This window comes from Enterobacter cloacae complex sp. I2 (assembly GCF_014896205.1).
GTDB lineage: Bacteria > Pseudomonadota > Gammaproteobacteria > Enterobacterales > Enterobacteriaceae > Enterobacter > Enterobacter quasihormaechei.
This window is the reverse complement of the sequence record NZ_JADBRA010000017.1, coordinates 78,873-98,887: the sequence shown is the minus strand read 5'-3', so window position 1 is coordinate 98,887 and position 20,015 is coordinate 78,873. Positions and strand designations below refer to the sequence as shown.

At 55.3% G+C, this 20,015-nt stretch carries 19 protein-coding genes; all 19 read left to right on the top strand.

Translation table 11 applies throughout. The features are described from left to right. Positions 1-560 precede the first annotated feature (560 nt). The 19 genes from IM300_RS15865 to IM300_RS15775 all read left to right on the top strand — a co-directional run bounded on the left by IM300_RS15865 (position 561) and on the right by IM300_RS15775 (position 20,001). Positions 561-1,076 carry a fimbrial protein gene (locus tag IM300_RS15865; RefSeq protein WP_193037291.1) on the top strand — a complete coding sequence of 172 codons (516 nt, stop codon included), beginning with the start codon at positions 561-563 and terminating at the stop codon, positions 1,074-1,076. An 81-nt stretch (positions 1,077-1,157) separates the two neighbouring features. Further along, positions 1,158-1,700, top strand: coding sequence for a fimbrial protein (locus IM300_RS15860; RefSeq protein WP_226842319.1), 543 nt, complete (start codon positions 1,158-1,160; stop codon positions 1,698-1,700). A 192-nt stretch (positions 1,701-1,892) separates the two neighbouring features. Then, a complete protein-coding gene (locus IM300_RS15855; protein WP_370552246.1) occupies positions 1,893-4,406 on the top strand; it encodes an outer membrane usher protein in 2,514 nt (837 codons plus the stop codon). Positions 4,407-4,693: 287 nt separating this feature from the next. Beyond that, complete coding sequence (locus IM300_RS15850; protein WP_193037287.1) at positions 4,694-5,437, top strand: fimbria/pilus periplasmic chaperone; 744 nt, start codon at positions 4,694-4,696, stop codon at positions 5,435-5,437. Positions 5,438-5,473: 36 nt separating this feature from the next. Beyond that, positions 5,474-6,091, top strand: a complete 618-nt coding sequence (locus IM300_RS15845; RefSeq protein WP_193037285.1) for a fimbrial protein — start codon at positions 5,474-5,476, stop codon at positions 6,089-6,091. A gap of 25 nt (positions 6,092-6,116) precedes the next feature. Further along, a complete protein-coding gene (locus IM300_RS15840; protein WP_370552245.1) occupies positions 6,117-6,638 on the top strand; it encodes a fimbrial protein in 522 nt (173 codons plus the stop codon). Positions 6,639-6,702: 64 nt separating this feature from the next. After that, positions 6,703-7,236 (top strand): hypothetical protein, encoded by a 534-nt coding sequence (locus IM300_RS15835; protein WP_193037281.1) that lies wholly within the window; start codon positions 6,703-6,705, stop codon positions 7,234-7,236. Between the two features lie 6 nt (positions 7,237-7,242). Then, on the top strand, positions 7,243-7,776 hold the full coding sequence (locus tag IM300_RS15830) for a fimbrial protein (RefSeq protein WP_193037279.1): 534 nt from the start codon (positions 7,243-7,245) through the stop codon (positions 7,774-7,776). Between the two features lie 265 nt (positions 7,777-8,041). Continuing rightward, positions 8,042-9,058 (top strand): hypothetical protein, encoded by a 1,017-nt coding sequence (locus IM300_RS15825; protein WP_193037277.1) that lies wholly within the window; start codon positions 8,042-8,044, stop codon positions 9,056-9,058. A 172-nt stretch (positions 9,059-9,230) separates the two neighbouring features. Further along, on the top strand, positions 9,231-9,491 hold the full coding sequence (locus IM300_RS15820; protein WP_193037276.1) for a hypothetical protein: 261 nt from the start codon (positions 9,231-9,233) through the stop codon (positions 9,489-9,491). Then, positions 9,485-11,221, top strand: a complete 1,737-nt coding sequence (locus IM300_RS15815; RefSeq protein ID WP_193037275.1) for a PglL family O-oligosaccharyltransferase — start codon at positions 9,485-9,487, stop codon at positions 11,219-11,221. Before IM300_RS15820 ends, IM300_RS15815 begins: the two co-directional genes overlap by 7 nt. Further along, positions 11,218-12,390 carry a glycosyltransferase family 4 protein gene (locus IM300_RS15810; protein ID WP_193037274.1) on the top strand — a complete coding sequence of 391 codons (1,173 nt, stop codon included), beginning with the start codon at positions 11,218-11,220 and terminating at the stop codon, positions 12,388-12,390. Before IM300_RS15815 ends, IM300_RS15810 begins: the two co-directional genes overlap by 4 nt. Further along, on the top strand, positions 12,387-13,160 hold the full coding sequence (locus IM300_RS15805) for an ABC transporter permease (protein WP_193037273.1): 774 nt from the start codon (positions 12,387-12,389) through the stop codon (positions 13,158-13,160). Before IM300_RS15810 ends, IM300_RS15805 begins: the two co-directional genes overlap by 4 nt. Before the next feature lie 5 nt (positions 13,161-13,165). Beyond that, positions 13,166-13,918 (top strand): ABC transporter ATP-binding protein, encoded by a 753-nt coding sequence (locus IM300_RS15800; protein WP_193037348.1) that lies wholly within the window; start codon positions 13,166-13,168, stop codon positions 13,916-13,918. A 28-nt stretch (positions 13,919-13,946) separates the two neighbouring features. Next, a complete protein-coding gene (locus IM300_RS15795) occupies positions 13,947-15,089 on the top strand; it encodes a UDP-galactopyranose mutase (protein ID WP_193037272.1) in 1,143 nt (380 codons plus the stop codon). Next, positions 15,086-15,964 (top strand): glycosyltransferase, encoded by an 879-nt coding sequence (locus IM300_RS15790; RefSeq protein WP_193037271.1) that lies wholly within the window; start codon positions 15,086-15,088, stop codon positions 15,962-15,964. The genes IM300_RS15795 and IM300_RS15790 overlap by 4 nt, the downstream gene beginning before the upstream one ends. 5 nt (positions 15,965-15,969) lie before the next feature. After that, on the top strand, positions 15,970-16,671 hold the full coding sequence (locus IM300_RS15785) for a helix-turn-helix transcriptional regulator (protein WP_193037270.1): 702 nt from the start codon (positions 15,970-15,972) through the stop codon (positions 16,669-16,671). 65 nt (positions 16,672-16,736) lie between these two features. Then, positions 16,737-18,548, top strand: coding sequence for a DUF4422 domain-containing protein (locus IM300_RS15780; RefSeq protein ID WP_193037269.1), 1,812 nt, complete (start codon positions 16,737-16,739; stop codon positions 18,546-18,548). Between the two features lie 109 nt (positions 18,549-18,657). Continuing rightward, the gene (locus IM300_RS15775) at positions 18,658-20,001 is read left to right on the top strand and encodes a hypothetical protein (protein ID WP_193037268.1); all 1,344 of its coding nucleotides are present in this window, start codon (positions 18,658-18,660) and stop codon (positions 19,999-20,001) included. Positions 20,002-20,015 lie beyond the last annotated feature (14 nt).

The following is a 20,015-nucleotide window of genomic DNA, read 5'->3' as shown; positions in this document are numbered from 1 at the left end:
GGTTTAATGATTACATTTTATGCAGTAAATGTATAATTCATGTTAACATGTTAAAACTATGTGTTGGTTTTTTCCTTTTTAATGGTGTTTAATTCTGGTACGCATCTTCATGTATAGTTTTATATACTTTTTTTTGTTCTTTTTGTGGTTCATAAAACCGGTTATGTGTGTGTGAGTTAAGGTAATAAGCGGTGGATTCTCTGAAAATACAATATCCTTGTTATGTCAAAATAAGCCTGCAAAGTTAAAATTAATTTTATTTCTTTATAATCAAGAGCTTAAGTATTGTTAGTTCGTTTTTATTCAACATTTGACCTATCGGAGTGATGCGGGGAAAATTAGCCTCGAAATGATGTATAGCGCTCGGTTAAATATAATTGCAAGGCGCGTAAAGATATTTTAATTGTCTTTACTGAAAGTATTTTAATTTTTTTAAAATGGCTTGGTGTTGCTCAGAATTAAAAGCGAGCCACTACTGGCCTGTAAGTAAAGGTATTACTGCATTGGTCGTACCTGTATTACTCAGGTTGTCTTAAACGTTAAAAAGGAAAGCAGAAGTAATGAAACTGAACAAACTCGTTATCGCCCTTGGGATGGTTATGGTTGCTGGTGCAGCTAATGCGGCTGACCAGGGCCACGGTACAATTACATTCCAGGGAAGCATCATTGATTCGCCGTGTTCCATCACTGCCGAAACCGCCAACCAGACCGTAGATCTGGGGCAGGTGTCCAGTACTGCCCTAAATAATGGGCAGACCTCCTCACCTAAGGCGTTCTTTATCCAGCTCGAACAGTGCGATACCGCCAGTATGAAAGAAGTTTCCACCACCTTCACCGGTGCGGCAGATGCAACTAACGCCAAAATGCTGGGTATCACTGGCTCTGCCAAAGGGGCTGGTATCGTCATTACCGACGGTAGCGGCACTCCGGTCGAGCTGGGAACGGCCTCAAAAGCACAGACTATCGGCGACGGTAGCAACAAGCTCTCCTTCTCCGCTTACCTGCAGTCTAATGGTGCATCAGTGACAGCTGGTGATTTCTCCTCCACGGCTGACTTCACCCTGGCATACCAGTAATTCTTCAGCAGCCCGGGCCGCCGGGCTGCATCAATGCGCTTGTACGGCACATCCGGACAGCTGACTGACAGGGGGGAGGTTATGTGCAGTTACAGAACCGTAAGTCAGATACTGCCCTTCATGCTGATGGTGTTGCTACCGCAGGAGGTGCAATCCCGCGTACCTGACCAAGGGCACGGAACCGTCGGTATGCAGGGCAGCATCATTAATACTCCCTGCGCTATCGCGGTAAACGATATCGATCAGGCCGTTGAAATGGGTGTGAGCACGACAGGTGAACTGATACATGACGGTCTCGGACCAGCGAAGGTCTTTCGTATTCATCTGATGGGCTGCACGTTGAAGCCCCAGCAACCGCTCGGGCCAGACTGGACCTGGTTTCAGGTGACATTTGACGGCATACCTGACGGCGAACTGTTCAGCATCAGGGGGGCAGATGGTATAGGGCTGCGTATTACAGACCTGGCTGGAAATGTGGCCAGGCCTGGCATACCGCTTCCGAGTGCCATGTTGAAGCCAGAAGCGCAGGTGCTGGAGTATAGCCTGCGGGTCGTGGGTGCCCCGCATCGCCTGGTGGCGGGCGATTATCGGGCTACGGTGCGGTTTAAGGTGGATTATTTCTGAGCGGAATGTCCGCTCAGCATTGATTTCTTTATTTATTACGTTCTGGTCGTTCTCCATAGAGAGGCTAAGCCTGAATACCAGTGAACTCGGGGAGTGTGTTTCGTGGTTTCATCACGCCAGTTGCATCTTCGTAACGCGTTATCCCACTACCATGTCGGCAACCATTCGTCACGTTGTACCGTCACCCTGTGGGTGCGCCCTCTGGCTGTTGCAGTACTGCTGGCAGTATGCGCGAGCCAGACGGCACGCGCTGCTGAAGAGGCGGTGGAATTTAACACTGATGTTCTGGACGTGAAGGATCGCAGTAGCATTGACCTGAACCAGTTTTCCCGGGCGGGCTATTTATTACCCGGGGATTACCATCTGGCGGTGCGGGTGAACAAGGCGGAGCTGCCCGAACGTACGATTACTTTTATGGCGCCGGATGACGATCCAAATGGATCGGATCCGTGTCTGACGGCAGATCTGGTGGAAGAGCTTGGTCTGAAAGAGAGTGCGGCCCGGCAGCTAACGTGGTGGCACAACGGTCAGTGTCTGAATCTGGTCTCACTGGAAGGGATGACCGCCAGGGCAGACCTGGGAAGCGGCGCACTATATCTTTCTGTGCCTCAGGCTTGGCTGGAATATACCTCAGAGAATTGGGATCCGCCAGCACGCTGGGATAACGGCGTGTCCGGCGTGCTGTTTGATTATGACATTAACGCCATGAACACCCATCGAGCTGAGTCAGGCAATCAGCAGTCGGTTAGTGGTAACGGGACCGCGGGCGTCAATCTGGGGCCGTGGCGCCTGCGCGCCGACTGGCAGGCCAGCTATGACCACTCGACGGGGCAGAGCGGCGGTACGCAAAAGAGCTGGGACTGGAGCCGGTATTACGCCTTTCGGGCGATTACCTCCCTGCGGGCGAAGCTGATGGTAGGTGAGAACTATCTGTCTTCCTCTATGTTCGACAGTTTCCGTTTTACCGGTGCGAGCCTTGAAACGGATGACAGCCAGCTGCCGCCTAACCTGCGGGGATACGCCCCTGAGGTGACCGGGGTGGCAAAAACCAATGCGAAGGTCACCATCAGCCAGCAAGGTCGGGTCCTATATGAGACCACGGTGGCGGCGGGTCCGTTCCGGATCCAGGATCTGAACGATACCGTGACCGGTAAGCTGGACGTAAAAGTTCAGGAGCAGGATGGCAGCGTACAGATCTTTCAGATCGATACGGCCTCTATACCTTATCTGAGCCGTCCGGGGCTGGTGCGCTATAAGGTTTCTACCGGTAAGCCCTCCGACTACGACCACCACAGCCAGGGGCCGGAGTTTTTGACCGGTGAGTTCTCCTGGGGGGTGAACAACGGCTGGTCGCTGTACGGCGGCGGGCTTTTTGCCGGGGACTATAACGCCCTGGCACTGGGGCTGGGGCGTGACCTGCTGGCCTTCGGAGCCCTCTCATTTGACGTGACGCAGTCCCGTGCGGTTCTGCCAGGCCAGGATACGCGCCAGGGCGGGTCATACCGTCTCAGCTATTCAAAGCGCTTTGACGAGTATGACAGCCAGATAACCTTCGCCGGGTATCGCTTCTCTGAGCGCGAGTTTATGAGCATGACCCAGTATCTGGACGCGCGTTACCGCAGCGCCACCAGCCTCGGCAACGGGAAGGAGCTCTATACCATCTCGGTGAACAAGCAGTTTCGCGATGTCAACATGAGCGCCTATCTAAACTATAGCCACCAGACCTACTGGGACCGGGAGGCGAGCGAGACCTGGAACGGATCGGTATCCACCTATTTTGATGTCGGAACCTTCCGCAACGTCAGTCTGAGCCTGTCGGCTTACCGCTCACAAGTGAACGGGGCTAATGATGACGGCATATATGTAAGCCTGTCCCTGCCCTGGGGGGATGGCGCCACAATGGACTACAGCGGCCAGTTTAGCGGCGGGGCCAGCAGTCATAGCCTGGGTTATTACGACCGGCTTGATGATAACAACAGCTACCGACTTTCCGCTGGAGCAACGTCTCACGGGCAAAGTACCGGCAGCGGTTATCTCACCCATGAGGGCGATATCGCCGAGATGACAGCCAACGCCAGCTTCAACGGCAGCGACTACCGTGCGGTAGGTATGTCCTTGCAGGGCGGCATGACCGCTACGTCGCATGGGATGGCGCTGCACCGTAGCAATACCCTGGGAGGAACCAGGATGATGGTGGATACCGACGGCGTAAGTGATGTTCCGGTTCAGGGCTATGGCGCGGTGGCGCACACCAATGTGTTTGGTAAGGCGGTTATCACCGACATCAGCAGCTACTATCGCAGCAGCGTCAATGTCGATCTGGATGCGCTGCCAGAAAACGTGGACGCCACGCGTTCGGTAATTCAGGACACGCTGACGGAGGGGGCTATTGGCTACCGCAAGTTTGGCATCCTGTCGGGGCAGAAAGCCATGGCCATCATTAAGCTTGCCGACGGCAGCACGCCGCCCTTTGGCGCCACTGTGACCAACGCCGACCAGATTCAGACCGGGGTAGTGGGCGATAGCGGGAGCACTTGGCTGACTGGCCTGAAACCAGGCGGCGATATGGCAGTGAACTGGGGCGGTAAGGCACAGTGCCGAATACAGCTGCCAGCCTCGCTATCAACAGATCTTAGTCATACGCTGCTGTTGCCTTGTAACGGCATGCCAGCTGAGTACTCGACAGAGAGTGACCCAAAAAAATAGATATCACTTGGGCTGACCTGACGGGAACGCTTAAACGGAATAAAGGCGCATTAGACGCCCGCTCGAACAATCTCGCCTCTCCTGTGAGCGCAGGCGAGGAAGGGCGTTAGCTCTGTATCACCACGACAAACGGGATTGTGCAAAGGAGGCGCTGTAGAGCAAGGATGCACACCCATTACGCGCAGCCAGCATAAGAGCAGGCGCGACAGACAGGGTAAACGGGAATAACCATATCAGCTTGCCGCAGCCTGAAGGGCAAGCATCAGTAACCAGCGAGAGCCAGATATATGAAACTAAAAACCCTCTCCTGCACGGTAGTACTGTCCATGACGGCACTCATGGCAGCATTGCCGGCGCAGGCCGCCATTACGTTGGATCGGACCCGCGTTATCTTTGATGGCAGCCATACGTCCGAATCCGTCAGTATTTCAAACCAGAACAAGACGCTGCCCTATCTGGCGCAGGCGTGGGTAGAAGATACCCAGGGTAATAAAATCGAAAATCCGCTCACGGCGCTGCCGCCGCTGCAGCGCGTGGAGCCTGGCGCGAAAAGCCAGATCAAGCTTCAGCTAACCGGCGGCACCGTGCCGCTGGCGCAGGATAAAGAGTCACTTTATTACTTTAACCTGCGGGAAATCCCGCCCAAGAGCGACAAGCCGAACACCCTGCAGATCGCGCTTCAGACCAGGGTGAAGCTGTTCTATCGGCCGGCTGCGCTGGCGTTGAAAAGTGGGGAGATTCCCCAGGAGGCCCTGACGCTGACCCGTAACGGCGACCGCTATACGGTAAACAACCCGACCGGCTACTACGTCACTATCGTACATGCGGCGGCCAGCGAGAAGGGGGCAGATGTGGCGGGCTTTAATGCTGATATGGTGGCGCCGAAGGCGAGTCTGACCTTGGGCGGAAGTGCGGCTGCGCTGGGTAGCCATCCGGTGTTGACCTATATCAATGACTATGGCGGCCGTCCGAAGCTGATCTTCAGCTGCAGCGGATCGACCTGCAAAGTAACAGAGACGAAAGTCGGCTGACCTTTATTACCCCGCGCCTGCATCCAGGAGTCAGATATGAGCAGACAGCATGACTTTTCCCACCGACGGCGGAATGCTGCCGCGGCGATCCTGCTGGCAATGCTGGTTAGTAGCGCACTGTCGCAAAATGCCTACGCCGTTGATGACTGGAACGTGGACGGCGAGCATGGCGAACTGCACGTACACGGCCTCTTGCTGGAAGGAGCCTGCCAACTGGATATGACCTCTGCCTGGCAGCAGGTCAATCTTGGCAAGGTTGCCAGATACAGCCTGGCGAAGCCCGGAGATCGGGGCGAGCCGGTGGCGTTTCAAATAGCATTGCGTCGCTGCAGTCGCAGCGGCGGCAACCAGCTTGACCGTTACACCGGGACCAGCACCCAGGATGCTGTTCAGCCGGTAGTGACCCTCTCTTTTACCGGGGTCAGCGTTCCAGGCAATGCATCCCTGCTCGAAGCCACTGGCGTAAGTGGCCTGGGGCTGGCGCTAACTGATCCAAAGGGACGGAAGGTTACTCTGGGCGAGCGGGCTGAGCCGCTGTTTCTCCAGCCCGGCGACAACATTTTAACCTACCTCGTTACCCCGGTACGCACGGCTGAGCCGTTGACAACTGGTGCCTTCCGGGCGGTGGCCGGATTCAAGGTGAGCTATGACTAAGTACATAAAGGCAGTGCGAAACCCTGTGTTGACGTCCACAACGGCACTTTTGTTAGCCCTGTTCACCGCAGGGCTGGCCAGTGCGCTCGATAACAATTTGCAGATAAGCGGCACTCTGGTGACTGAACCCTGCAGTCTGGACGTTAACAACAATACGCTGACGGTGGACTTCGGCACGATTATTGAAAAGGGGCTGTATAAAGATGTCCGCACGCCGGGCTTCCCGCTGACCATTACCCTGACGGAATGCGATATCAGCCTCGGGAAGCTGGTGAACCTGACTTTTACTGGCGCAGAGAGCGCGGCGCTGCCGGGCTATCTGGCTACCACTGGGGCAGGCAGTACTGGCGTTGCCATCGGCATTGAGACCCCCGATGGTGTGAATCTTCCGCTAAACAAGGCGACGCCTGGGTATGCGCTGCAGGATGGCACCACGCAAATCGCTCTGCAGGCCTATGTTGAAGCGGAGCCGGAGGCGATTAAAAACCAGTCTTTGGTGCCGGGCGAATTTTCGGCGACAGCAACCATTGATGCGGAATACCCGTAACCGGAGGCGTGGGAGAAAGATGAGAAATGAGATACGACAACGCGGTTGCTGGTGGCTACTGGTCATGCTGGAGATACTATGCGGCTCGTCGGCGTTCGCCGCTGGCGATCAGTTCAAGATGAATATCAATATTAGCGGTACGGTTGTAGCGACGGGGAGTTGTACTTTTACTCACAAGGATAGCAGCGGGTGGGACTTGATTGATTTTGGCAATGTTCGGTACAGCACAGTAAATGGATTTGTGCTGGAAGGAACATACCGTCAGAACATGGATGGCGCTATGACCTGTACTGGCGATACTGAAGGCACCGCAGAGATGACCTTAACTCCTCTGCTGAACGGCGACACTGTGGAATTTAATGGCCACAAACTGATTGCAGTAGCCATGAGTGGCAGTAGCGGCAGCTCAATCTCAAAGAATTTAGGCATAGCCTTACTGGTTAACGGTAACGTGCAGGATGTTGCAACGCCCTTCCAGATAGACATAGCTAGCCCACCTGGCCTGGAGGTGGAGTTAGTTCAAACGGGGGCTGCCGATACCGTGGCCAGTGGCACAAAATTTGTCGCTTCCGCAGCATTAACCATGACGTTTCAGTGAGGTCGCATGAATTTTCAGCAATACCGCAAGCGTTTGCAAAAAATGATAGTACGCCTGCTGGCTGGCGTGGTGGTTAGCGTCATGTTCTGTCCCTCATCAATGGCGCAGCAGAAAGGTGATACAAAGAACTTCATGTTTAGTGGCGTGATGGTTGAGGTGACAGCCTGCACCATAAATGGCGATCGGCCCCTGTTGGTGACCTTCGGCAATGTTGGCATCAGCAAAATCGACAGCGGAAAATACGTACAGGATCTGAATTACAGCCTGGAATGTGGTGGAGCGACCAGCGGCAACAGGGTTTTCCTTTTTATCCGGGCGACACCAACGACATGGGATGAGAAGGCTATTGCCACCAGTGTGGATGGTCTTGGTGCAGAGATCCTGATGAACGGTAGTCCGCTTGACCTTAACAGAAATGTTGAGATTTCCGATCCGGCTAATCCGCCTGCGCTAAAAGTACAGCTGGTTAAAGATCCTGCTACCTCTCTGACAGAGCAGCCATTTACGGCTACAGGAACATTGGTTGCAGAGTATATGTAAATTGATCGGCTAATGGGATACCTCGTATCACGTCCATCATGATATGCCGTGGTTAAGTATTCACGTCATCTCGCAGGAAAGAAGTACTTTACTGCCTGCAAATAATTTATTTCATACTTATTTACGGCAGTCAGGATAATAAAGAGAATCTTTCATGAAGTATGAGAAAAAGCCTTGTTAATATAAACACTTGAATGGCAGAATGATAAGGGTTTAAGTAACGCCAGAAAAATCACATATAGTGGACAGTTATAAAGGATAGAAAATGAAGATATATGCGTCACGAGTAATCCGGTTAACGATACCTCTGGCCATGATTTTTCCAGTTATGTGCGGCCTGTTCGTATTTCCGAAAACAGTTAACGCGATGGGCGATAACCTCTACGGAGCATTTGACAATACAAACTCACCTTGTGTTGCTCCAGCAGGAATGTCCCTAGAGGACGCTAATCTGGGGGGGGGGAATTACTGTCACTGGCTCTCAAATGATCCCACCGCGCGATCTACAACCCTTTGGGGGGGCGGCCAAAAATGGATTCCCGATACGGGGAATGGGCGTGGAGGTGCTGTGGGGAATTTTTACGTGCCCTATACTGGGACGTATAGCATGCGTATGTATTTTTGCCCTTCTAATAAACGTGATAAATGCACAATTTCCAGAGCCACACAGACTATGGATACTGTTGGTAAGGTAACTATTCCTTCAACCGAAAAGATAAATGCTCAACAAAGAAAATTTGGGGGGTATTCAGGAGTAACAGCAGTCGATTCGAACGCATGTTATGCCTTAGTAGACTCTTCTGGAGCTGTCTGGACCGGCGGCGGATACTTTATGTGCCAGGATGCAAACCCTCTTCCGTCTACACCGGCAACGTGCTATTTGAATCATAATTCAAATCTTGATGTGGACATGGGTAACCTGGAACGGTCCGACATTTCTACAACGCCGATGTATGGGGCGACAGGGAATCTGAAAAAGACCGTCTCGGTACTTTGTACGCGTGACGCTGGTACGACCGTGTCCACCGCCTTTCAATTCACGGCACTTTCAGTGAGTGGTCAAGAGGTGGTATCAACATCCTCTGCCCATCTCGGCGTCGCTATTTTTTATAAAGGGCAACTGGTTGGTCCGTCATCAACACCGGTAAAAGAAACTTTTGAAGTTGGTTATACTGACCGCGAACTGGAATTTCAGGCAGTGCGCGATCCTAATGTTGATCTGAAAGAAATTCCAACCGGCAATTTTACCGCCAGTGCAATTATGGTAATGACCGAACAGTAATCAATATATGAATATGGTCTTTTGATTATTTCGATTAAAGCAATGAAACAGCTTTGCTTTTATTTGGAGTGATTTATTTAACGCTATTTTAATTTCTATTTATCCATTTATGCACAGGTTGCCTTCGGGCATGCCTGGGGGAGGCCTTTTGTCTATTTCTCGACGCCGAAGTATGGGTATTAACCGAACCTTTTCTTTAGGGATCTCTGATACCGTCGGAATCAGAGATGATTATCATCGACTGCGCCTGCTGGAAAATGCCGTTATTAATTACGGTGGCGGGCGGGAGGCGCTGGAGTCACGCGTGCGCGAACAGGCCCGCCGCTTGCAATGGAAAGAGCCTGAAACCGCTGCCCTGCTGCGTGAGGTTGCCGCCTATCTGCACGATGTGGCGGCTGCCGGTGAATTATTGCCACAGGAGCGCCCATGGTGAGGTATCCGCTATGGTTGAGCCGCCACTGGCCCGTTCTGCTACTGCTGGTGCTGACGTTCCTCTCATTCCCGGGTAGCTATGGTCCGGGAATGCTCTCCGGCCATAACCTGCTGGTCTGGAGCTGCGTGTTGCTGTGGGCCGGATTAATGTGGAGCCGCCGGGATAAGCCAGCGCCTTGTCGCGGGCTAACGACCGGCGTACTGATAGCCACGTTGCTGATGACGCTGCCCCTGCTATGGACGCCGCATCCGGCCTGGCGCCTGAATGCGCTGCCTCGTCTGATAGGGATGTGGGCGGGTGCCGGTCTGTTCCTGCTCTTGTTGCGAACCCGCTTTGGTTTTCGCGGGCGAACGGTGCTGGTGGCGGCGCTGGCGGTGGCGGGCGCGCTGCAGGCGCTGATGGCGCTGGCCCAATTGCTGTTTCCGTTAAGCCCCATTGTCCGGGGCCTAATGCACTATGACGTGTTGGCCGCCCAAGGGCGGGCGCTCGGAAGCATTGGCCAGGTTAACCTGCTGGGATCGTTCCTGGCGGTTAGCGCTGGCGCTACCTTGTGGTGCCTGCTTACTGTGCCGGTCCGCCGCCGTGGGTTACGTCTGGGTGGTTGCGCGGTACTAATCGTGATTCTTACGGCGCTGGTGGTTGCCCGCTCGCGCACCGGCTGGCTGGGCGGCATACTGTCCTGTGGTGGCGTGCTGTGGTTGGCTTACGGGCACCGCTGCTGGCGAGCGCTGGTAGGCTGTCTGCTACTGAGCGGAGTGTTATCTGCTGCGGTGTTTAACCTGCAGCCGCAGGTGAGGGTGAATGCCTCTGCACCTTCGGTTTCTGCACCAGATACGCAGACTTTTAGCCTCGACCGGATGCGTAAAGAGTCCAAAGAGCGTCGCCTACAAATGTTACGGGTAACCTCGGCGTTGATTATGCATCATCCTTTTTCCGGGAACGGACTGGGAAGCTTTGAGCGTCGCTGGTCTGAAGGGCTGAGCGCCCTTCATGAGGTGAGCGCTACGCCGGAGCGGGTCATTTACCCGCACAATGAACTGCTGTACGTATGGTGCGAGGGCGGTGTTGTCGCGCTGGCAGGGCTGCTGTTGGCCGGGGGACTTTGGCTGTTACCTGCCCTGCGGGCGTGGCGGATGCGAGACAGCAAGCACGCAATCGCGCGGCGGCAGTACGCCACACTCTGGCCGCTCTCTCTACCCCTGGTTCTGCACAGCATGACCGAGTTCCCCTTTTATCTGTCGGCCCTGCATTTTGTGCTTTTCCTGCTGATCTGGCGTCTGTCACTGCCAGATGGTCGTACGCGCAGCGCTGAGCTGGCGCCGGGCGCCTGGCTGGCCGTACCAGCCTGTCTGATGGGGCTGGTGCTGTTAGCGTCCAGCGGCGTGAACCTCTATCGGTTACGCGCTCTTGAGCAAGACGGGTTTTCATCCCCACTGACGCTGGTATTGCCCGAAGTATCGGCAGTGCTGCAGGCCGATCGCCTGCAGTTTGACCGCTGTGTCAGCCTGCTGATTGCGTACAACCAGCCCCGTGATGTCAGGCTGCTGCAGGCCTTTGTCCAAGAGGCTAACGGGTACCTCTCCGCCCATGACGACCCAAATCTGATGGACTCCCTTATCCGTATAGAAAATGCCCTTGGCCGCCCGGATCTTGCCGCACAGACGTTTCGCCGGGCCAAAGTGAGTTTCCCTGCGGATCCCCGCTTTAACCCTGAAGGAGCTCGATCATGAGGCTCTGTTTTATCGTCAATGACGACCGTTATTTTGTCCTCCATTGGCTGGCGCGCGCCCGTGCCGCGCGCACTGCCGGTATGGAGGTGCATGTGCTGGTCCGTCCGTCTTCTCCGGTAGTAACCGCGACGCTGGAAGCTGCCGGACTCAGAGTGCATCCCCTTGCTCTGAGCGCCAGCTCCCGTAGCCCGCTTAATCTTCTGCGCAGTGGCTGGCAGGTAGGGTGTCTGGTGAAACGGCTTCAGCCGGACGTGGTACACGCCATCACTCTTAAGCCCTGCCTGCTGGCTGTCGCCCTGACTGGGCGTTATCGGGTGATGCTCAGTTTTCCGGGGTTGGGGCGACTATTTACCGGCCGTGGACTGACGATGCGCCTGTTCCGCAAGCTAGTTTGCCAGGCCTGGCGCTATGCTGCCCGCCACGCCTCCTGCCTGATGGCTTTTGAACACGAGGGCGATCGCCAGCGGCTTATTCGCCTGGCCCGACTTCCGCTTCGCAGTACCCGGGTGACGGGCGTGTCAGGGGTGGATCCTGCCGTATACCGTGCATCGCCGTTACCTGTCTCCCGACCGCCAGTAGTGCTTTTTGCCGCCCGGCTAATTCGGGCCAAGGGTCTGGACACCCTGGTAGAGGTGTGCCGGACGCTACGGGCGCAAGGTATAGCCCTGACGCTGCAGGTGGCCGGGCTGGCAGTACCCGGCGATCCAGATGCCATTCCGGCGCGCACCCTGGGTCAGCTTGCGGCGCAGGGCGACATAGAGTGGCTGGGAGAGGTGGGAGAACAACAGATGCCAGGGGTGCTCGCCGCTGCCACGGTAGTCGCTCTGCCCTCCCGTTACGCAGAGGGGGTACCACGCATTCTGCTGGAGGCAGCCAGCTGCGCCCGTCCGGTTGTCGCTTTTGATCGCGGCGGCGTACGAGAGCTGTTGCAGGATGAGAAATGTGGCATCTGCGTGCCTGATGGCGATGTAACCGCCTTTGCCAGAGCGCTGGCCCGCGTGCTGACCAATCCGGAGTATGCGGCGCGGGCGGGCGAAGAAGGGCGGCGGCGCGTTCTGCACTCCTACACCTCAGACGCCGCAGCCCGGCAAAACCTGCTGTGCTATACCGCTCTTACCGGGACAGATTTGGCTTCGAACAGAGGGCAAGTTGGGGAGGTACCGTTGTGATTTGCTTTGCGTCAGTCAGGCGCTGGTATGAACTGGTGCTGGTCCTGCTGCATAAAGAAATGCAGGTCCGCTATCGGGGAAGCCTGCTGGGTTACGCCTGGTCCGTTGCCCATCCGCTGACTTTTGGCCTTATCTACTGGCTGGTTTTCGGTCGGATCATGCGCGTGCCGGTAGCGGAATATCCGCTCTTTCTGCTGAGTGCTCTTTTCCCGTGGCAGTGGATGGCCGGTTCGCTGGGCATTGCGCCCGCGGCATTTCTTGCTAACAGCGCCATTATTCGTAAAACCGCCTTTCCGCGCGGCGTGCTGCCGTTCAGCCAGGTATTGATGGAAGGCATCCATTTTTTGTGCTCGCTGCCGGTGCTGGTGGGCTTTTTGCTGTGGTATGGCCACCGGCCAGCCGCATGCTGGCTGTGGGCAGTTCCCGTGCTCTTTCTGCTGCAATTACTGTTACTGACCGGCCTCGCCTGGCTGCTGGCCAGCCTGACGCCCTTCCTGCGCGATCTTGAGCGCTTCGTACAGCTGGGCATCATGATGTTGATGTACGCCACGCCTGTGGTCTGGTCTCCGGATATGCTCCCCGCCCGCTGGCAATGGCTGCTAAGCCTGAACCCAGCCGCCCAGCTGGTTATCGCCTGGCGCGAGCTGTTACTCCATAACCAGGTCAGTGTTTCGCTTTTTCCACTGATGTTCCTGATGGCGCTCCTGAGCCTGCTGGCCGGCTGGCTGGTATTGCGACGCCTGGCCCCCCGGCTGGCGGAGGTGCTGTGATGACAATACAACCCGTTATTACCTTTGAACATGTAAGTAAACGCTATCCGCTCTATCACCATCTGGGCAGCGGCCTGAAGTCGCTGCTGTTGCATCCTCGGCAGGCCCGTGCGCTATGGCGGCACCGCGCCCACACCGCGCTGGATGATGTCAGTTTCACCGTTCTTGCGGGCGAGTCCGTGGCGCTGATGGGGCGCAACGGTGCCGGTAAAAGTACCTCGCTCTCTCTGGTCGCAGGGGTGTTGCAACCTACTCTCGGCAGGGTGACGGTCCGGGGGCGGGTGGCCTCCCTGCTGGAGCTGGGCGCTGGTTTTCACCCGGAGCTTACGGGGCGGGAGAATATCCGCCTGAACGCCACTCTGCTGGGCATGACGCGGGCAGAAATCCGCCGGGCCATGCCGCGCATCATTGAGTTTGCCGGTCTGGGCGGCTTCATTGATGAACCGGTGCGGATCTACTCCAGCGGCATGCAAGCCCGGCTGGGCTTTGCCGTTATCACCGAGGTGTCCCCGGATATTTTGCTGATTGACGAGGTGCTCGCCGTGGGCGATATCGCTTTCCGTCAGCGCTGTCTGGATGTGCTAAAGGCCTTCCGTCGCCGCGGCGTCACGCTGCTGTTTGTTAGCCATAACCCGACCGATATCCGCCAGTTTTGTGACCGGGTGTTGTGGTTTGAAAACTGTCGACTGGTAGCGGACGGTACGCCGGACGAACTGCTTCCTCGCTACCAGGCCGCTATGGCGCCAACCGAAAAATAAGGTTTTCAACGTGAAAAAGAGTACCACCATGAGATCATCGCCCGTTTTTATCGCTGGCGCAGGGCTGGCTGGCAGCACCGTAGCGCGTCTGCTGGCGGAGGAGGGGATTTCCGTCATCCTGTTTGAAGCGCGAAGCCATGTGGCGGGTAACTGTTACGACACCCGCTGCGCGCAAACAGGGGTCCGCGTGCACCATTATGGCCCGCATATCTTCCATACGGCGAATGAGAGCGTCTGGCGCTTCGTGAACCGCTTTGCGCGCTTTATGCCCTACCACCACCGGGTGTTTACTACCGCCCGTGGCCAGGTCTGGTCCATGCCGGTCAATCTGTTGACTCTGAGCCAGTTCCGGGGCCGGGCAATGTCCCCGCGCGAAGCGAGGCAGTGGCTGGCTTCACTGACGCTCGGCAGCGGCCAGGCCGCTCGCAATCTTGAGGAGCGGGGACTGCAGCTGATGGGACGGACGTTGTACGACACCTTCTTTCGGGGCTACACCGAAAAACAGTGGGGTTGCCCGGCCGCCGAGCTGCCCGCCGCTATCCTGAATCGGTTACCGTTCCGCTTTGACTTCAACGACGGCTACTTTAGCCACCCTTACCAGGGTATGCCCGTGCACGGTTATACCAGCCTGGTTAAGGCCATGCTCGATCATCCGGGCATCAGGGTCAGGACGGGCAGGCCGTTAACCCCGGCTATGGCCCGCGCCCTGCAGCGCCATGGGCATCTGTTCTGGACCGGCCCGCTGGATGCCTATTTCAACCATGATGCTGGCAGGCTGCGCTACCGTACCTTAGATTTCGTCCGGGAGGTGGTGCCCGCAGACTGGCAGGGCTGCGCGGTGATGAATTATGCTGATCCCGATATTCCATGGACGCGCATTACCGACCATGCCCGGCTAAGTCCGTGGGAGCATTACGATGAGACTGTTATTTATCGTGAGTACTCCCGCGAGGCTGGCCCGGAGGATATTCCTTACTATCCGGTACGTCTGGCCGGTCATAATCGCGTGCTTTCACAGTATGAGGCGCGCGCCCGGCAGGAGAAAAATGTTACTTTTCTGGGGAGGCTTGGCACCAGCCGCTACCTCGACATGGACGCCACCATTGCGCAAGCCATGCAGACAGCACAGGCTTTTTTACGGCTACGGGCAGCGCCAGAGGCGACGCTATGAAAGTGGCCATGCTGATGGTGACCTATAACCGCCTGCCGCAGCTGCGCCGGGCATTGATGCAGACCCTGGCGCAGGGATTTTATACGGTGATGGTGGTAGATAACGCCTCAACCGACTGTACCCTGACGTGGCTTTCGCAGCAGGATGACCCGCGTCTGCAAGTGCTCTCCTTACCTGAAAATACCGGCGGGGCAGGGGGATTCAGCGCCGGTCTCGCCGCCCTGGCACAGCAACCGGGCTGGACTCACGTCTGTCTTGCCGATGATGACGCCTGGCCTGCTGCGAACTGGCTGGAGGCGCTGGCTCGCGAGCCCGATGCGGACGCATACTGCAGCGATGTGCGCCGTCCGGACGGGCAGCCCTGCGTAATGAACCTGCCTTTCACCCGGCTACCCGCTACCCTGTGGCAGACGCTGCACTATGCCTTGAAACCGGCTAGCTTCCGGCCTGATGGACGACGTACCCGGGTTGAGAGCCTCTCCTTTGTCGGGGCCTGCGTGAGCCGTACCTGGCTGGATCGCCTGCGGGCGGTCCTGGATGAACGCTTATTTATCTATTATGACGATCTTAGCGCGGGGGCGGCGTTGGCCCGCCAGGGCGCCAGAATGGTCTGGTCGCCAGCCCTGGGCTATATTCACGATATCTCTCCCGGCGGACGAATTACCGCCAGCAAACGCTATTACCTCACCCGTAATCTGTTATGGCTGCGCCATTCTCGCGCCGGTTCGCCATGGTCGCGGTCTGTCACCCAGTTGCGCCTGGCGCTGCAACTGGCAGGCGCCCTGCGGGATCGGCCCTTACTGCCTGCCCTGGCCGCCTGGGTGAAAGGCGTGCGGGATGGCCGGCGTCCGGCACCATTTCATCAAAAAGGATAAATATTATGGAGCCTTCTTATGCTTATTCTGGAACCGAGCCTGCGGCCTCTTTTCAGGGCGTTAACAGCAGCCCGGCGCACAGCTGCTCATCCGTAATCAGCTGCCTTGACATTGCATTGTACTGCCACGACGAGATGCTTGCTTCCGGTCTTCAGCATCTCCTGAACGTGAAAATGCCGTCATTACGCGTGCAGACGACTAGCTCCCGTAGCGCACTCCTCAATATTGTCAAGAGTGCGCCCGGGATCAGGGTAGTCTCGGTGCTGTCGGGCGAGATCACCAATACCCTGACCCAGCTGCGCACGCTGCTCTACCTGCAACACGCCTGCGAGCGATTAATGCTGATGGTGCTTTACTGCGACGCAGCCAGTGGCTTGCGGGCTCTGCTGCCCGCCCACTGGGTCAGCCTGCAGGAGCCCGTCGGGCAGCTGCAAGTGAAAATAGCGAACTGGCTGAAGGAGTCTGCGCCCACCTGTGTTCTTGCACCGCTGTCACAGCTTACCGATCGTCAGCGCGACGTATTGCTGCGGCTGGCCAGAGGGCAGAGCCTGCGTGAGGTAGCGCAGGCTCTGGGTATCAGCGATAAGACCGTCTGCAGCCACAGGTTTGATGTTCAGGCCCGGCTGGGCATTTCCCGTCAAACAGGCTGGATACTGCTCTGCGCCGCGCTCGTCGACCCGACGCTGACCTTATTTATGAACGCCTGACTCTGGCGGCGGGCCGGGAACTATATCCGTATATCCGCCCATTCACATCATCTTTTGAACAGAACATGAATATAAAAATTCTGGTATGCCATCACAAAGCATACCCTTTCGTAAAAAATGAGTGCTTTCTGCCGGTGCATGTTGGCAAGAGCATCAGTACCACCAGCCTTGAGTACGCGATTCCGGATAATACTGGGGACAATATTTCTCGGAAAAATGCATCCTGGTGTGAGTTAACCGCGCTTTATTGGGCATGGAAAAATCTCGATGCGGATTACTATGGCCTGATGCACTACCGGCGCCTGCTCAATTTCAACGCTGAAGGCAACGGCTGTTATCACTTTAATGAGATAACGCAAAAGCAAATTAATGATTTTGGCTGGACCCCGGAGGTGGTGAAAGAGACCTGCGCACGGTATGACATTATTACGTCGCCCGTCTGGAATATTCATCCGGCGGGTCTGCCGAAAAAGGTCATGAATGCCAGGGATTTTTATGGCCGGGAGCATGATGCCCGCGCGCTTGATACCGTGACTGCGATCGTGAAAGAGCGCTACCCCGACTATTACCTCCCGTTGCTACAAAGTCTCAGCGAAAGCGCCTGTACATGGGGAAATATCGCGGTGATGAAATCCCTTTTCTTCTATGAATACTGTGAGTTTCTGTTTGGTGTGTTGGAGGAAGCTGAAAAGCGTATTGATATCAGTGACTATGATGCATATCAGCGCCGGGTGTTCGGCTTTCTGGCCGAACGGCTGCTGAATTGTTACTTGGTCTATGCGCAGGGGGTATACCCGGGACTGAAGGTAGGCTCGCTGGCGCTGGCCTATGGCGTAACGGAGAAGCCGGTACTGCACAACCTGCATCCGGACGCCACGCCTGCAACTTACAAAACCGACAGGGTTAAGCTATGCATGTCCTTTGACGACAACTATGCTCCCCATGCCGACGCCGCTATTACCTCTCTGGTCAGCAACAGTGCTACCGGACAAGAAATCGACATATATGTCATCTGCGACGCGCGCTTATCCGCAGCGAACAGGGAAAAAATAGGCTCAGTTCAGGCTACTGCGCCATGGGTTAGTGTCCATTTTCTGGAGGTCGATGCCAGTATATTGCAGGGGTTGCCCCTGAACAGAAAATACATTTCACGGAATACCTATTACCGGTTACTGATGCAGAGGTTGCTGCCTGCAGAGGTCGAAAAAATAATCTATCTTGACTCCGACGTGATTGTCTGCGGAAATATTGCCGAACTGTGGGATGCCGGAATGGAAGGCTACTGCATTGCAGGCGTTTATGATGAAGGGGGGATACTTCAGGCGCGGCGTCTTCATCCTTTTTCCAGTACTGATTATATAAATGCTGGGGTAGTAATTTTTAATTTCAGGGAGATAAATAGACGCTTCCCGGATATGTTTTTGTCCTGCTCTGAAAACTATTACTTGCACAAAGATCTTATTACGTTGCAGGATCAGGATATCCTGAATATTACCTTCAGTGATAGCATCTCCACTCTTGCGCTGCGATGGAACGTCAGTAGCCGAATGTTTACCTTTAACGATCTGGAGCATGTTTACACCCAAGCGATGGTTGGCGAAGCGGTAAATGCTCCCGGCATTGTCCATTTTACCGACAGCAAAAAACCCTGGGGTATGTTCTGTGACCACCCCTTGCGACATCTCTACTGGCATTACCGTGAGGCGGGACATTACGGGGCCTTGTCTCTGCGTGAAAGGCTTACCCGCAGATGTCAGGGATATCTACAATACCGTGTAACCGGCAGCGCTGTCGTTTGCAGAATATTCAACGCTGAAGTCCGTCTGCCGATAAAAAAGATCGCCATCCTGCTCCGGTTTATTCGATTATTCCGCTAAGGATTCTTATTACGCTATAACAACGTAGACGGAGCCTTAACTGCTCCGTTCTTTGGTTATAACTAAACCGTCATTCCTGTTGTCAATATTAACCACTGCACATACTGCCATGAAAATTAAAACCGTGTTATCCAAGCTTAAAAGAAAACTATTTGCCACCTATGAATACAACGAAAGCATAGCGGAAATTGAAGGGAAAATATTGACTCTCAACGAATTAGTTCAGCGTCAGATTATTATCTCCGAAAATCAAGCTCGCCTATCAGCCAGCCTGTCGAGAAGAACTGCACGCAGCAGCGGCCCTTTACGCTGTTTGTTTGTGGTAAATAACCTCAACGCCTGGCATGCCATTGATGCCCTGGTTCGCAAAATGTCAGTAGATGACGATATTGACGTTATTGTGGTGTCGGCAAATAAACGCTTTCCTGGCCAGGAGGGGTACAGCGGCGAGTCTGAGGTGCATGCTTTTCTGGACTCCCGGAATATCCATCATATCCGTCTCGGTATGAGCGACTCTTTCCAGGCCCTGGAAATCATCATGGCGCTCTTGCCGGACGTTATTTTTCGTCAGTCGCAGTGGGATGTGGACTACCCGCCGGGGCTCTCTTCAGAGAACCTGAATTTTACCCGGCTGGCCATAGTGCCTTACGGCATATGCAATATTGTTGAAAACGTCACCTACACAGGTGAAATAGCCAACTCCGCGGTGGATAGCCTGTTTCACCGGCGCTGCTGGCGGGTTTACTGCTCTACGGCCAGTATGCTTGCGATAGCGCAAAGGGAAAGCGTGCTGCAAGGGCGGCCATTTCGGGTGGTCGGGCATCCAAAAGTTGACTATCTGCTGAGCGTCAGGCCGCACTGGCCTTTTGGCGTTAGCCATCAGCATAAAGTGCTGTGGTCGCCCCATCACAGCATTACCCAGGGCTGGACTGACTTTGGCCTTTTCCCGGCCATCTGGCAGTCGATGCTGACGATTGCCCGAGCGCTAACCGAGGTGGATTTTGTTTTCTGTCCGCACCCGGCTTTGATGACGCAGTTAACCGGCGATCGCTCTCCCGTACCTGCCGCCGATGTCGAAGATTTCATCCGCCAGTGGTCAGCGCTACCCAACTGCCATCAGTATTACGGGGCTGAGTATGCCGCCGTGGCTGCCGCTTCCGATCTGATCGTAACGGACGGCATTAGCATGCTGCTTGAGGGCCAGTTGTTAAAGAAAGAGATTGTTTTCACAGAAAGAGAAGGACATGCCCCCTTTAATCGGCTGGGTAATATATTGCGGGAAGGGTTTCATACGATAAGCGGCACGGAAGATCTGCAAAACACCATAATGAACCTGCTCAGTGGAAAAAAAACTGGCCTCATGGAACAGCAAAACAGAAATATTGAGCTACTTTTCCCGATAAGAAACGCCGTGGATAACATTATTGCCGATTTGAAGAAAATGGAGGCGTGAAGGCGATGCACATT

Coding starts and splice junctions, on each gene's coding strand:
- IM300_RS15865 (WP_193037291.1), top strand. CDS start 561: ATGAAACTGAACAAACTCGTTATCGCCCTTGGGATGGTTATGGTTGCT.
- IM300_RS15860 (WP_226842319.1), top strand. CDS start 1,158: ATGTGCAGTTACAGAACCGTAAGTCAGATACTGCCCTTCATGCTGATG.
- IM300_RS15850 (WP_193037287.1), top strand. CDS start 4,694: ATGAAACTAAAAACCCTCTCCTGCACGGTAGTACTGTCCATGACGGCA.
- IM300_RS15845 (WP_193037285.1), top strand. CDS start 5,474: ATGAGCAGACAGCATGACTTTTCCCACCGACGGCGGAATGCTGCCGCG.
- IM300_RS15835 (WP_193037281.1), top strand. CDS start 6,703: ATGCTGGAGATACTATGCGGCTCGTCGGCGTTCGCCGCTGGCGATCAG.
- IM300_RS15830 (WP_193037279.1), top strand. CDS start 7,243: ATGAATTTTCAGCAATACCGCAAGCGTTTGCAAAAAATGATAGTACGC.
- IM300_RS15825 (WP_193037277.1), top strand. CDS start 8,042: ATGAAGATATATGCGTCACGAGTAATCCGGTTAACGATACCTCTGGCC.
- IM300_RS15820 (WP_193037276.1), top strand. CDS start 9,231: ATGGGTATTAACCGAACCTTTTCTTTAGGGATCTCTGATACCGTCGGA.
- IM300_RS15815 (WP_193037275.1), top strand. CDS start 9,485: ATGGTGAGGTATCCGCTATGGTTGAGCCGCCACTGGCCCGTTCTGCTA.
- IM300_RS15810 (WP_193037274.1), top strand. CDS start 11,218: ATGAGGCTCTGTTTTATCGTCAATGACGACCGTTATTTTGTCCTCCAT.
- IM300_RS15795 (WP_193037272.1), top strand. CDS start 13,947: ATGAGATCATCGCCCGTTTTTATCGCTGGCGCAGGGCTGGCTGGCAGC.
- IM300_RS15790 (WP_193037271.1), top strand. CDS start 15,086: ATGAAAGTGGCCATGCTGATGGTGACCTATAACCGCCTGCCGCAGCTG.
- IM300_RS15785 (WP_193037270.1), top strand. CDS start 15,970: ATGGAGCCTTCTTATGCTTATTCTGGAACCGAGCCTGCGGCCTCTTTT.
- IM300_RS15780 (WP_193037269.1), top strand. CDS start 16,737: ATGAATATAAAAATTCTGGTATGCCATCACAAAGCATACCCTTTCGTA.
- IM300_RS15775 (WP_193037268.1), top strand. CDS start 18,658: ATGAAAATTAAAACCGTGTTATCCAAGCTTAAAAGAAAACTATTTGCC.